We start from the raw sequence: 14,396 nt of genomic DNA, 5'->3' as shown, positions 1-14,396 counted from the left end.
GGCTTTTTTATACCTTTTTCCCATCAAGTGCGATGAGAATTGCAAACTTTTGACATCGCAGGCTCGCCACCTGCCAAGCTTTGGGTATACTGAATCACCCTTTTTAATCCACTAACTCCAGATCAAACTCAATGACACCTACTGCGCCGCATGCGATTTTCAGTGACTTTCGAGGTAAAAACCTGACCAATCGTTTGTTGGCTTGCCTGCTATTTATGGTTGCACCTCACCTTGGAGCGGCAACTCAGCAGGAACTGACTGGAGTAAAAAGTGAAATCTCTCGCCAACAACAATCCTTAGCGGATCAACAAAAATCGCTCGATCAGCTACAGCAATCTCTTAAGCAACAAGAGCTTGGCATCAACAGCATCGAAAATCAGATCACCAAAACCAAAAACGATCTTGAGAATGCCAATCGCAACATTGCTCAGCTCAACAGCAATATTCAAGCACTCGAAAATCAGAAACAGCAGCAAGCCGAAAAACTCGAACGCTTACTACAAACCTATTACCTAACGCAACGGTCGCTGACAAATGGCCAGTTTTTCCACCGCAGCGCTGATGAAGATCGCATCAGTCAGTACTATCAACACTTGGCAAAAAGCCGTGCACAAGCCATCGAAGCGTTAGAAAAAACGCGTTCTGATCTGCATGCCAACCAGCAGCAAAGACAAGCTGAGCGCGAACAAATTGAGAAATTACTGGCAGAGCAGACCCAACAGCGAGACAAGCTCGCCAAAACGCAAACTGAGCGTAAGCAGACCGTAAAGAAAATCGAGAGCAGCATTTCTGGCGACAAAGTGTATCTTGCTGAATTGCAGCGCAACGAAACTCGCCTCAAAGCTGAAATCGCCAAAGCCGCCAAACGAAATGCGGTACTGATGAATGGCATTGCGAGTCAACGCGGTAAACTGCCGTGGCCGCTGAAAGGCCGTGTGCTACACAATTTCGGTGAACGCCAAACTGGACAGATTGATTGGAAAGGCTTAGTCATTGACGCCAACTATGGTCAAGAGGTCAAAGCGGTTTATCCGGGCACGATAGTGTTTGCCGAGTACCTGCGAGGTTATGGCTTGGTTGTGCTCCTCGACCACGGCAAAGGTGATATGACACTGTATGGCTTCAACCAGACCCTGCTCAAGAAAGAGGGTGATAAAGTTATCGCGGGTGAAACGATCGCCCTTGCCGGTGATACCGGAGGCCAATCACGCCCTGCCCTCTATTTTGAGATTCGCCGCAATAGCCGAGCGGAAAACCCATCTCAATGGTTACAACGCTAACGAGCGTAGAATCGTTCCACCACTTGGATAACGTCATCCAATAGTGCTTGGGGTAAATGGTTGATGCCACCAGCCGATTCACGGCCACCGCCAGAAGGAAACTGAGCACACAGGCTTCCAGCTCCTCGTTTATCACTTAACGGTGCACGCAAAGAAAGCGTGTAGTGCTGAGTATCCGCATACGTCACGATCAAATGCGCACGCTGAATATCCTGATTAGCAAGATGATTGGCGAATGCGCCACTGACTCGCTGCGCCGCGGCACAATCGGGTAAGATAACCACGGTTAAACTTGAGCTCTGATAATAAACCGGTTGCTCAAGGGCAAAAGCAAAATCTTGCTGATAGGCGCTGCGTAGCTGGTAGAAAGGCGAGTTGAGATCAGCCAGCACTGCCCATGGCGTGCCATAAGCCAATAAAGTTTGATAAAGCGCATCGGGCGCAAAATGCAGTTCAGACACCTCACGTCCGTAGCCGTTGTAGTTTATCAGCGTTCCTAATTCACAAAGCTCTGCGGTTTGCGCAGCATCGAATCCCGCTCCCTCAGCCAGAGTGTGTGCAACAGGGTGTAAGTTATCACCAAACGCAGCCGCAATCGCCCAGTCACGAAAACGTCCCGCGAGTAGACGATCAATAATCAGCGCGGTACAAACATTCGCATCGGTATCAATATGCGCTTGCAGTGCAGAATGGGCAGGAATATCGCCGGGCTGATGATGGTCGACATAAAAAACACTGACTCCCGCTTGTAGCGTACGCTGCAAGCCAAGCTGATTTTTAGCCATGGAGATATCCAATACCACCAGCTGATCACCTGCCGTCACCTCAAGCCGATTCAGTAAGGCAATATCACGCTTAACCCCAGTGACTAACTGAGTCGACTTTGGGTGCGCTAAGCGCCATTGCACAAGAGAAAGGATGCCATCGGCATCCCCATTAAACACATCGTAATCCACGAATGGCTTCCTTTCGGCTTGGGAATGGTAAGAAAATTAGCAAGTAATCCACCGCATGCCCAAGACAGATTGGTTATAACTCATGCTCAGGCGTGCATGGCTTTTACACCCTCTTCAAGCAGTTGAAGCTGTTCACGCCCGGCTTTCGTCGCACAAGGTTTAACGACGGAGATCATCTGCAACATGCCTTGATGAATCACCTCTTCAGTGATCTGTGTTTTGTGTGACATCGCCGATTGATAACCAAGCCAGCTAGATGCAATCAAATGCAGCGTGCGAACTAATTTCGGCATCTCATCTTCATTCAAATCCAACAGCTGTAAACTCACAAAATTACGTACGATATGAATCAGATTGGTCTGTAGCCGTTCTTGCACCTGAATATAGTCATCGTGTAACTCTTCATCGCGCTGCAAAATTTCCGGCAAATTGGCATAGAAAAAACGGTATTTCCACATCAGCGTGAAAATCGAATCCAAATAGTGCTTGAGTAGAGAGAGGCTTTCATACTGCCCTTGCAGTGGCGTAAAGCGCTCAATCAACTCTGCCGAGTAAAGGGCGAATATATCGCGCACAATCTCCTGCTTATTGCGAAAGTGGTAGTACAAATTACCTGGGCTGATCTCAATGTGAGCAGCGATGTGGTTGGTCGTGATATTGCGCTCACCTTGCTGATTAAACAGCTCAAGCGCAGCATGCACGATGCGATCCTTGGTTTTCATCATGATTCGCTTCATCTATCTGTTTCGATTACCGAAGTATAAAACAGTTGGGCTCAAGATGTGAAAAGCGTCTGACCTGCAGACGCTTAACGGATTATTTTTGATGGTAAGGTTTAGAAAGCTCATGCACCGCTTCAACAAATACACCCGCATTTTCAGGCGGCACATCAAGATGAATACCGTGACCTAAATTAAACACATGCCCTGTATCACCCTGGCCAAAACCAGCCAGAATACTCGCCACTTCTTCACGAATTCGTGGGGCTGGAGCATACAAAATGGAAGGATCCATATTGCCTTGCAGTGCCACTTTATCTCCCACGCGAGCTTTGGCATCGGCGATATTGATCGTCCAATCCAAACCTACAGCATCACAGCCAGTCGCGGCGATCTGCTCCAACCACATACCACCGTTTTTAGTAAACAGCGTGACTGGTACACGGCGACCGTCATTTTCACGAATCAAGCCATCCACAATCTTGTGCATGTATTGCAAAGAGAACAGCTGGTAATCACGCGGTGTTAACACGCCACCCCAAGTATCAAACACCATCACCGCTTGAGCGCCCGCTTTAATCTGAGCATTCAGGTAGCTGATCACGCTATCGGCTAATTTATCTAACAGCGCATGCAGTACGGCAGGATCGCTGTACATCATCTTTTTGATCTTGGTGAAGGCTTTTGAACTGCCCCCTTCAACCATATACGTGGCGAGAGTCCATGGGCTGCCAGAGAAACCAATCAACGGCACTTCACCTTGCAGATCTTTGCGAATTTGACGCACCGCGTTCATGACATACTGCAATTCACCCTCTGGATCGGGAATGCCAATTTTATCGACATCCGCTTTGCAGGTAATAGGGCGATCAAACACTGGACCTTCACCCGCTGCAAAACGTAGCCCAAGCCCCATCGCATCAGGGATAGTCAAAATATCAGAGAACAGAATTGCCGCATCGAGCGGAAAACGGCGCAGCGGCTGGAGTGTGACTTCAGAAGCCAATTCAGCATTCTTGCACAGCGCCATAAAATCACCCGCTTGAGCGCGAGTGGCACGGTATTCAGGAAGATAACGACCTGCTTGGCGCATCATCCATACAGGGGTGTAATCGACTGGCTGCTTGAGCAGAGCACGCAGATAACGATCATTTTTTAATTCAGTCATGGTGATTTCCACTTATTCGGCTGCTTTACTTTGCGCGTATTCTAACACCGTTTGTCCCACAAAAGCGGTTGGCTTTGCAAGCGGGATCAAGTTATTAACTCATAAATCAATGCTTAAATTGCGTCCAAACCTTAACGGTGTTAAAAATTTGTTCGCTAGCGAAAACTATAATCATAAACTGGGTCTTCGACTCAGCATCTCATAACGACATCTTACTTACCCCCTCCTTAACCGGAGGGTTTTTTTTGCCATTTTCTAGTGATGATCTTGGGCAATATTGACCAATGTCTGCTCAATCAACGCGCGAGCGATGGTACCTTGTGGCGCAACGGGCGGAAGATTATCCATACCAAACCAGTTGGCATCACTCAATTCACTGTAATCAGGCTTAAGCTCACCGCCTCGATAATCAGCGAGAAACGCCATCATCATACTCGATGGAAACGCCCAAGGTTGGCTGCCAAAGTAGCGAATATTGGTCACTTCAATTCCGGTTTCTTCTCGTACCTCACGAGCCACACACTGCTCAAGCGTTTCACCAACCTCAACGAACCCAGCAATCACGGTATACATGCCGCTACGATGGCGTGGGTGCTGCGCTAATAAAATCTGCTTCTCTTTGCGAACGGCCACAATAATACAGGGGAAAATACGCGGATAATGCAGCGTTCGGCAATCGTGGCATTGCATTGCCAGTTGCTGATGATTGAGGTAGTTGCGCCCCCCACACTGTGGACAAAAACGTATGGTTTGGCTCATATGTCCGTATTGCACCGCTTTGCTTGCAGCAAGAAACAGCGCCTCATCCACACCCAATAACTCACGTAATGAACTGAGCGGACGATCCTGTTCAATATCCGCGGCATTCAGCCAGTAGACAGGGGAGTTTTGGTAACGATCCACTAAGATCGCCTTATCTTGCGGCAGATCCCACTGCTCTGCACAGCCATAAGGGATTTGACCATCCACCAGCCAAAGATCGCTGCCTGAAACAACACACCAATAAGCGTTCTTGCCGTCACTCTTTTCCACTCTGCTTCTCCTGATTGCTTGCAGTCGGATCATTTTACTGGCAATCTAAATTCACACCACAATTTGTCAGCACAAGAATTATTGACTATAACTTTTTGTGAGGGCAGTAGTGATATCTTATTGATATTACTAAGAAGGCAAAGGAACGATCGTCAGTGACGATCCGATCATGAGGACATGGTCATGCTAAAAAGATTCAAAAACACTCAAGACCAATGGGGCGGTTCGAACGAGATCATTGATCACTGGTTGGACAAACGACAACATGTGATCGTTGAGTATTGTAAGCTGGCAGCTCTACAGCCTTGTGCTAATAAGACTGCCGTATCAGAACTCCCTTCTCCGCAGGCTTTGCTGTACTTTTGCCAAGAATTGGTGGACTACATTTCTGAAGGTCATTTCAAGATCTACGACATGGTCATGAATAAATGGCAAGCTACCGGTTTTAAAGCCACCGATGAGATTAATCAGGTTTACGCAAAAATCGTCGCCACGACTGAGCCGCTACTCAACTTTAACGATCAGTACGCCACCATCAGTGAATATGATGAGCTGATCGATTTAGATCGCGATTTATCCGAAGTGGGTGAAGTGCTTGAAGCTCGTTTCTCTCTCGAAGATCATTTAATCCAGTTGATCGCCGATAGCCTTGCTGTACCTCCTGGCGCTTAATCGCTCCGTGCATCCTTGAGTGAGCTTGCTCATCCTGAATTTCAAAAGAAAAGCACCAATAAAAAAGGCACCCTAAGGTGCCTTTTTTCATAGCTTGATGACTTACTCGTCGTCAGAAGAGAAACCTGCATTCAACAGTGCAGCGAGGTTGTCAGTGGCTTGTTCAGCCGATGGTCCTTGCTGTTCTTGTGCACGTTTGGCTTGACGATCTTGGTGGTACGCAAAACCAGTACCAGCCGGGATCAGACGGCCAACGATTACGTTCTCTTTCAGACCACGCAGATCGTCACGCTTACCAGATACCGCGGCTTCGGTTAGAACGCGAGTGGTTTCTTGGAACGATGCTGCCGAGATGAAGGACTCAGTCGCCAGAGATGCTTTGGTAATACCCAGCAGCTCACGCTCGAAACGAGCTGGCTCTTTGCCTTCTTCAACCAGTTGACGGTTCGCGATCTTCACTTGTGAGTACTCAACCGTCTCGCCAGGCAAGAACTCTGAGTCACCCGCGAAGGTGATCGTACACTTACGCAGCATTTGACGAACGATAGTCTCGATGTGCTTATCGTTAATCTTAACGCCTTGTAGACGGTAAACTTCCTGAACCTCGTTCGCGATGTAAGTGGTCACTGCATGGATACCACGCAGACGCAGGATGTCATGTGGCGACTCTGGGCCGTCCGCAATCACATCACCACGCTCAATGCGTTCACCTTCAAACACGTTCAATTGACGATGTTTAGGGATCATCTCTTCGTAAGTGTCACCACTGTCGCGAGTGATGATCAAACGACGCTTACCTTTGGTCTCTTTACCGAACGATACCGTACCTGAGTGCTCAGCCAGAATCGCAGGCTCTTTTGGCTTACGCGCTTCAAACAGGTCAGCAACGCGTGGCAGACCACCGGTGATGTCCTTGTTACCGCCAGACTTCTGAGGAATACGAGCCAGAGTATCACCCACATTCACTTCAGCGCCGTCGTCCAAGTTCACAATCGCTTTACCTGGCAGGAAGTATTGAGCTGGCATATCTGTACCTGGAATCAGGACATCTTTACCATTTGCGTCAACCAGCTTAATGGCTGGACGCATATCTTTACCTGCTGCAGGACGCGCTGCGGCTTCCGTCACTTCACTTGAAGACAGACCTGTCAGATCGTCCGTTTGACGAGAAACAGTTACGCCATCGATCATATCCACAAACTGTACGCGACCAGCCACTTCAGTGATGATTGGCATGGTGTGCGCTTCCCAGTTTGCAACAGTTTCACCCGCTGCAACGGCATCGCTATCGGCTTTGCTCAGCATAGAGCCGTATGGCAGTTTGTGTTTCTCTTTGGTACGACCAAATTCGTCAATAATGGTCAGCTCAGAAGCACGAGACGTGATAACGAGCTTGCCATCTTTGTTGATTACGAACTTCGCGTTATGCAGTTTCACAGAACCGTTGTTTTTCGCTTGGATGCTGTTTTCTGCCGCTGCTGTTGATGCCGCACCACCGATGTGGAACGTACGCATCGTCAGCTGTGTACCTGGTTCACCGATTGACTGTGCCGCGATAACACCGACCGCTTCACCTTGGTTCACCAAGTGACCACGTGCAAGGTCACGACCGTAACACTGTGCACAACAACCGAAGTCAGAATCACAAGTTACGACTGAACGTACTTGGATTTGGTCAACTGAGTTATCGTTGATCACCTTACACCACTTTTCATCAAGCAGCGTATTACGTGGGATCAGCACTTCGTCTGTACCTGGTTTGAGGATATCTTCCGCAACCACACGGCCCAGAGCCAGCTCAGTCAACGCAACTTTAACGTCACCACCTTCGATGTGTGGTGTCATCACCACGCCTTCTAAGGTGCCACAGTCATGTTCTGTAACAACAACGTCTTGCGCTACGTCTACCAGACGACGAGTCAGGTAACCGGAGTTCGCTGTTTTCAATGCCGTATCCGCCAGACCCTTACGAGCACCGTGCGTTGAGATAAAGTACTGAAGAACGTTTAGACCTTCTTTAAAGTTTGCCGTGATTGGCGTTTCGATGATCGAGCCATCTGGACGCGCCATCAGACCACGCATACCCGCCAACTGACGGATCTGAGCAGCAGAACCACGAGCACCTGAGTCGGCCATCATATAGATGCTGTTGAACGACTCTTGTTTTTCTTGTTCGCCTTGACGGTTGATCACCTGCTCAGAAGAGAGGTTTTCCATCATCGCTTTCGCTACGCGATCGTTGGTTGAGGCCCAAATATCGATCACTTTGTTGTAGCGTTCGCCAGCGGTAACCAGACCAGACTGGAACTGCTCTTGAATTTCGCGTACTTCTTCTTCCGCTTCAGCAATTTCAGTGTACTTAGCGGCTGGTACTACCATATCGTCGATACCAACCGATACACCTGACAGTGCCGCGTATGCGAAACCGGTGTACATGATTTGGTCAGCGAAGACAACGGTGTCTTTTAGACCTAGCTTACGGTACGCCTCGTTGAGCAGGTTAGAAATTTGCTTCTTACCTAGCTTCTGGTTCACCAAGCTGTATGGCAGACCTTTCGGTACGATTTGCCACAACATGGCACGGCCAACGGTCGTGTCAATCATCTTGGTTTCAGTGGTCAACTTACCGTTTTCATGCTTGATGGTTTCGGTAATACGTACTTTAACGCGAGCGTGCAGTTCAGCAGTCTTAGTACGGTACGCCTTCTCAGCCTCAGTTGGGCCAGTCAGGTACATACCTTCGCCTTTCGCGTTGATCTTTTCACGGGTCATGTAGTACAGACCCAGTACCACGTCCTGAGACGGTACGATGATTGGATCACCTGACGCTGGCGACAGAATGTTGTTGGTTGACATCATCAGGGTACGAGCTTCCAGCTGCGCTTCAAGCGTCAGTGGAACGTGTACCGCCATTTGGTCACCGTCGAAGTCCGCGTTATACGCCGCACACACCAGTGGGTGCAGTTGGATCGCTTTACCTTCGATAAGAACCGGTTCAAACGCTTGGATACCCAAACGGTGAAGTGTTGGTGCACGGTTCAGCAGTACTGGGTGTTCACGGATAACTTCATCCAAGATATCCCATACCACCGCTTCTTCGCGCTCAACCATTTTCTTAGCGGCTTTGATCGTCGTTGCTAGGCCACGAGTTTCCAGCTTGCTGTAGATGAATGGTTTGAACAGCTCAAGAGCCATTTTCTTCGGCAGACCACATTGGTGCAGACGCAAGTATGGACCTACGGTGATAACCGAACGGCCTGAGTAGTCAACACGTTTACCCAGCAGGTTCTGACGGAAACGACCTTGCTTACCTTTGATCATGTCAGCCAGAGACTTCAGCGGACGCTTGTTCGAGCCCGTGATCGCACGACCACGACGACCGTTATCCAGCAGCGCATCCACAGACTCTTGCAGCATACGTTTTTCGTTACGTACGATGATGTCTGGTGCAGCCAGTTCAAGCAGACGCTTCAAACGGTTGTTACGGTTGATAACGCGACGGTACAGATCGTTCAGATCTGACGTTGCGAAACGACCGCCATCCAGTGGAACCAGTGGACGTAGATCAGGCGGCAGAACTGGCAATACAGTCAGGATCATCCATTCAGGTTTGTTACCTGATGCAACGAACGCTTCAACCAGCTTCAGACGCTTAGTCAGCTTCTTACGTTTGGTTTCAGAGTTAGTGGTGTCCAGCTCTTCGCGCATCTGCTCAGCTTCTGCTTGCAGATCCATAGATGACAGCAGATCTTTGATCGCTTCTGCACCCATTTTCGCAGTGAACTCGTCGCCCCACTCTTCCAAACGGTCGAGGTACTCTTCCTCAGTCAGCATTTGACCACGTTCAAGGTCAGTCATGCCTGGCTCAGTCACTACGTACATTTCAAAGTACAGTACGCGTTCGATGTCACGCAGAGGCATGTCCATCAGCAGACCGATACGAGATGGCAGAGACTTCAGGAACCAGATGTGTGCAACTGGAGAAGCTAGCTCGATGTGGCCCATACGGTCACGACGAACTTTAGTTTGAGTGACTTCAACGCCACACTTCTCACAAATCACGCCACGGTGTTTCAGACGCTTATATTTGCCACAAAGACATTCGTAGTCTTTTACCGGGCCAAAAATACGCGCACAGAACAGACCATCACGCTCAGGTTTGAACGTACGATAGTTGATGGTTTCAGGTTTTTTCACTTCACCAAAAGACCATGAACGGATCATGTCTGGTGAAGCCAGACCGATTTTGATCGCGTCAAATTCTTCAGTCTTATGCTGTGCTTTTAGAAAGTTTAATAAGTCTTTCACATTCAGCTCCTGTAAGGAGTTAAAAGGAACTCGCTGCACTTGACAACGAGCACCTTCCTACCGAAAACCGGTAGGCTTCCCCTTGCGGGGAAACCTTAGGGTTTATTATTCGTCTTCTAGCTCGATGTTGATACCCAGCGAGCGAATCTCTTTCAACAGTACGTTGAACGATTCTGGCATACCAGGTTCCATCGCGTGATTACCATCTACGATGTTCTTATACATCTTAGTACGGCCGTTCACGTCGTCCGATTTCACGGTCAACATCTCTTGCAGAGTATACGCAGCGCCGTATGCTTCCAGTGCCCACACTTCCATCTCACCGAAGCGCTGACCACCGAACTGAGCTTTACCGCCCAGAGGTTGCTGAGTAACCAGACTGTAAGAGCCTGTAGAACGAGCATGCATCTTGTCGTCAACCAAGTGGTTCAGTTTCAGCATGTACATGTAACCCACGGTAACTGGACGCTCAAACGCGTCACCCGTGCGGCCATCGAACAGAGTCAACTGACCTGAAGCTGGCAGATCCGCCAGTTCCAGCATGGCTTTGATAGACGATTCAGGTGCACCATCGAATACTGGCGTCGCCACTGGTAGACCTGCACGCAGGTTTTGTGCCAGTGTACGAACGTCTTCATCACTGAGTGCTGAGATATCAACACGTTGACGAGTATCGCCAAGATCATAAACCTTCTGCAGGAACTCACGCAGCTTCGCTAGCTCTTGTTGTTCCTTGATCATTTGGTTGATCTTGTCACCGATACCTTTCGCCGCCAGACCTAAGTGAACTTCTAGGATCTGACCGATGTTCATACGTGATGGTACGCCCAGAGGGTTCAGTACGATGTCAACCGGTTGACCGTTTTCATCGTATGGCATGTCTTCAACAGGGTTGATCTTAGAGATAACACCCTTGTTACCGTGACGACCCGCCATCTTATCACCCGGCTGGATGCGACGTTTAACCGCTAGGTAAACCTTAACAATCTTCAGTACGCCAGGAGCCAGATCATCACCTTGGGTGATCTTGCGACGCTTCGCTTCAAACTTCTTATCGAAGTCTGCTTTCAGCTCGTCGTACTGCTCTGCTAGCTGTTCCAGCTGAGTTTGCAGTTCGTCGTTTTCTAGCGTCTGCTCTAACCATTTCTTACGTTCGATTGAACCCAGTTTCGCTTCAGTGTAACCACCGGCTAGCAGAACAGAGCGAACACGCGCCAGAAGACCGCCTTCCAGAATTTGGAACTCTTCAGTCAGGTCTTTCTTCGCTTCTTTCAGCTGCATCTGTTCGATTTCAAGCGCACGCTTGTCTTTTTCTACGCCATCGCGAGTAAAGACTTGTACGTCGATAACCGTACCTGCTACTGAGTTTGGTACACGTAGAGAGGTATCTTTAACGTCTGATGCTTTCTCACCAAAGATCGCACGCAGCAGTTTCTCTTCTGGAGTCAGCTGAGTTTCACCTTTTGGTGTTACTTTGCCCACCAGAATGTCGCCGCCTTTCACTTCTGCACCGATGTATACGATGCCAGATTCGTCAAGCTTAGACAGAGCCGCTTCACCCACGTTAGGGATATCCGCCGTGATCTCTTCTGCGCCCAGCTTAGTATCACGCGCCACACAAGAAAGTTCTTGGATGTGGATAGTGGTAAAGCGGTCGTCTTGAACTACACGCTCAGAAACTAAGATCGAGTCTTCGAAGTTGTAACCGTTCCAAGGCATGAATGCGATACGCATGTTTTGGCCAAGAGCCAGCTCACCAAGGTCAGTTGATGGACCGTCGGCCAGTACGTCACCACGAGCCACAGGTTCACCCGGCATCACACATGGACGCTGGTTGATACACGTGTTCTGGTTCGAACGGGTGTACTTAGTCAGGTTGTAGATATCGATACCCGCTTCGCCAGGGATCAACTCTTCTTCGTTCACTTTTACTACGATGCGTGAAGCGTCAACTGACTGGATCATACCGCCGCGTTTCGCAACCGCTGTTACACCAGAGTCAACCGCTACGTTACGCTCGATACCCGTACCAACCAGTGGTTTCTCTGAACGCAGAGTTGGAACCGCCTGACGTTGCATGTTCGCACCCATCAAGGCACGGTTAGCATCGTCGTGTTCTAGGAACGGGATCAAGGATGCCGCGATCGATACAACTTGGTTAGTCGCAACGTCCATGTAGTCAACGTGTTCACGAGGGTGAAGACCTGACTCGCCTTTTTGACGTGCAGTAACCAACTCATCGGCAAAACCACCTTCTTCAGTCAGTTTCGCGTTCGCCTGAGCGATAACGAATTGACCTTCTTCGATCGCAGACAAGTAATCAACTTCGTCAGTGACGACGCCGTTCACTACGCGACGGTAAGGAGTTTCTAGGAAACCGTACTCGTTGCAGCGTGCAAACGCAGACAGCGAGTTGATCAAACCGATGTTTGGACCTTCAGGTGTTTCGATAGGACATAGACGACCGTAGTGCGTTACGTGTACGTCACGTACTTCGAAGCCAGCACGCTCACGAGTCAGACCGCCAGGGCCCAATGCAGAAATACGACGCTTATGCGTCACTTCTGACAACGGGTTGTTCTGGTCCATAAACTGAGACAGCTGAGAAGAACCAAAGAATTCTTTTACAGCAGCAGAAATCGGTTTCGCGTTGATCAAGTCTTGTGGCATCACGTTGTCCAGATCGCCCAAGCTCAGGCGTTCTTTCACAGCGCGTTCAACACGTACTAGACCTACACGGAATTGGTTTTCTGCCATTTCGCCGACACTACGGATACGACGGTTGCCAAGGTGGTCGATATCGTCCACTTCGCCTTTACCGTTACGAATCGAGATCAGCTTTTTCATCACTTCGATGATGTCTACTTGATCCAGCGTGCCTTGTTCATCTGCATCTTCACGACCGATTGAGCTGTTGAACTTCATACGGCCAACAGTTGACAGATCGTAACGCTCTGCAGAGAAGAATAGGCTTTCAAACAGCGCTTCTGCTGCTTCTTTCGTTGGCGGCTCACCAGGGCGCATCATGCGGTAGATTTCTACCAGTGCAGAGATGCGATCGGTGGTGCTATCAACACGCAGGGTTTCTGACATGAACGGACCGTGGTCCAGATCATTGGTAAACAGAACTTCTAGCTTCTTGTAGCCTGCTTGAGACAGGTTAGCTAGCGCTTCCAGGCTGATTTCCTGGTTAGCGGTAATGATCAGTTCGCCAGTCGCTTCGTTCACGTAATCTTTCGCAGATACTTTACCTACGATGTACTCAACCGGAACTTCAATGAAGTTCACGCCATCTTTTTCAAGTTGACGGATGTGACGTGCAGTCACACGACGGCCTTTCTCTACGTAAACCTTACCATCCGCTTCGATATCGAAAGTCGCAGTTTCACCACGCAGACGCTCTGGAACCAACTCCATCATTAGAGTTTGATCTTTCACTTCGAAATTCACTTTTTCGAAGAAGATGTCCAGGATCTCGGCGCTAGTTTTACCTAGTGCACGCAGGATGATCGATGCAGGCAGCTTACGACGACGGTCAATACGTACGTACAGGTTGTCTTTTGGATCGAACTCAAAATCGAGCCATGAACCACGGTACGGAATGATACGTGCGTTATACAGAACTTTACCTGAAGAGTGGGTCTTACCCTTATCGCTGTCGAAGAACACGCCTGGGCTTCGGTGCAGCTGGGATACGATAACCCTTTCGGTACCATTGATTACGAAGGTACCATTTTCTGTCATGAGCGGAATTTCGCCCATGTAGACTTCTTGTTCTTTAATATCTTTGACAGTACCTGCTGGCGCGTCTTTATCAAAGATCACTAGGCGTAGTTTCACGCGTAGCGGTTTTGAATAAGTTACACCACGGATTTGACATTCTTTAACGTCAAAAACTGGCTCACCAAGACGGTAGCTAACGTATTGCAGCTCTGAATTGCCGTTATAGCTCTGAATTGGAAATACAGAACGAAAAGCGGCTTCAAGACCGTATTGTCCTTCAGGATCCTGTTCGATGAACTTTTCGAACGAATCGAGCTGGATCGATAGCAGGTATGGAATGTCCAACACTTGTGGACGAGTACCAAAGTCCTTACGGATGCGCTTTTTCTCGGTATAAGAGTAAACCATGGGGTTCCTCAGCTCGCTGATAAGTGACCCAAACTGTCCGCCTTTCAGGTTAAAAAGGGGGAGGACAGTGACTAATCGCTGTTTACTGTAGTGTGAATTCATTGCGTTGAATGAACTCATTTGCATGAAT

The 14,396-nt window shown here is 48.9% G+C and carries 8 protein-coding genes; 2 read left to right on the top strand and 6 right to left on the bottom strand.

Annotated features, from left to right (window positions below; genetic code table 11):
- The first annotated feature begins 131 nt into the window (after positions 1-131).
- Entirely contained in the window at positions 132-1,280 is a 1,149-nt protein-coding gene (locus tag MKA69_RS05660; protein WP_095476579.1) for a murein hydrolase activator EnvC, read from the top strand.
- Here the strand turns inward: MKA69_RS05660 and MKA69_RS05655 are convergent.
- From MKA69_RS05655 to nudC, 4 genes are all read right to left on the bottom strand, one after another.
- The gene (locus MKA69_RS05655) at positions 1,277-2,236 is read right to left on the bottom strand and encodes a DHH family phosphoesterase (RefSeq protein ID WP_305847659.1); all 960 of its coding nucleotides are present in this window, start codon (positions 2,234-2,236) and stop codon (positions 1,277-1,279) included. The two genes, MKA69_RS05660 and MKA69_RS05655, sit on opposite strands and share 4 nt — an antisense overlap.
- Before the next feature lie 86 nt (positions 2,237-2,322).
- Complete coding sequence (locus MKA69_RS05650) at positions 2,323-2,958, bottom strand: TetR/AcrR family transcriptional regulator (RefSeq protein WP_055030474.1); 636 nt, start codon at positions 2,956-2,958, stop codon at positions 2,323-2,325.
- A 94-nt stretch (positions 2,959-3,052) separates the two neighbouring features.
- A complete protein-coding gene (hemE, locus tag MKA69_RS05645) occupies positions 3,053-4,123 on the bottom strand; it encodes a uroporphyrinogen decarboxylase (protein ID WP_009355161.1) in 1,071 nt (356 codons plus the stop codon).
- Between the two features lie 255 nt (positions 4,124-4,378).
- Positions 4,379-5,155, bottom strand: a complete 777-nt coding sequence (gene nudC, locus MKA69_RS05640; protein ID WP_162233355.1) for an NAD(+) diphosphatase — start codon at positions 5,153-5,155, stop codon at positions 4,379-4,381.
- A 177-nt stretch (positions 5,156-5,332) separates the two neighbouring features.
- Here nudC and MKA69_RS05635 point away from each other — a divergent pair, with 177 nt between their 5' ends.
- The gene (locus MKA69_RS05635) at positions 5,333-5,827 is read left to right on the top strand and encodes an Rsd/AlgQ family anti-sigma factor (RefSeq protein ID WP_000245192.1); all 495 of its coding nucleotides are present in this window, start codon (positions 5,333-5,335) and stop codon (positions 5,825-5,827) included.
- 102 nt (positions 5,828-5,929) lie between these two features.
- Here the strand turns inward: MKA69_RS05635 and rpoC are convergent, their stop codons facing one another.
- Positions 5,930-10,135 (bottom strand): DNA-directed RNA polymerase subunit beta', encoded by a 4,206-nt coding sequence (gene rpoC, locus MKA69_RS05630; protein ID WP_000654002.1) that lies wholly within the window; start codon positions 10,133-10,135, stop codon positions 5,930-5,932.
- A 105-nt stretch (positions 10,136-10,240) separates the two neighbouring features.
- The gene (gene rpoB, locus MKA69_RS05625) at positions 10,241-14,266 is read right to left on the bottom strand and encodes a DNA-directed RNA polymerase subunit beta (RefSeq protein ID WP_000263113.1); all 4,026 of its coding nucleotides are present in this window, start codon (positions 14,264-14,266) and stop codon (positions 10,241-10,243) included.
- Positions 14,267-14,396: the final 130 nt, after the last annotated feature.

The organism is Vibrio sp. AH4 (assembly GCF_030710545.1).
Classification (GTDB): domain Bacteria; phylum Pseudomonadota; class Gammaproteobacteria; order Enterobacterales; family Vibrionaceae; genus Vibrio; species Vibrio metoecus.
The sequence above is the reverse complement of the archived record's forward strand: the minus strand, read 5'-3'. Positions and strand labels throughout refer to the sequence as shown.

Excerpts from the sequence above, each read along its gene's own strand:
- MKA69_RS05660 (WP_095476579.1), top strand. The coding sequence starts at position 132 with ATGACACCTACTGCGCCGCATGCGATTTTCAGTGACTTTCGAGGTAAA.
- MKA69_RS05650 (WP_055030474.1), bottom strand. The coding sequence starts at position 2,958 with ATGAAAACCAAGGATCGCATCGTGCATGCTGCGCTTGAGCTGTTTAAT.
- hemE (WP_009355161.1), bottom strand. The coding sequence starts at position 4,123 with ATGACTGAATTAAAAAATGATCGTTATCTGCGTGCTCTGCTCAAGCAG.
- MKA69_RS05635 (WP_000245192.1), top strand. The coding sequence starts at position 5,333 with ATGGTCATGCTAAAAAGATTCAAAAACACTCAAGACCAATGGGGCGGT.
- rpoB (WP_000263113.1), bottom strand. The coding sequence starts at position 14,266 with ATGGTTTACTCTTATACCGAGAAAAAGCGCATCCGTAAGGACTTTGGT.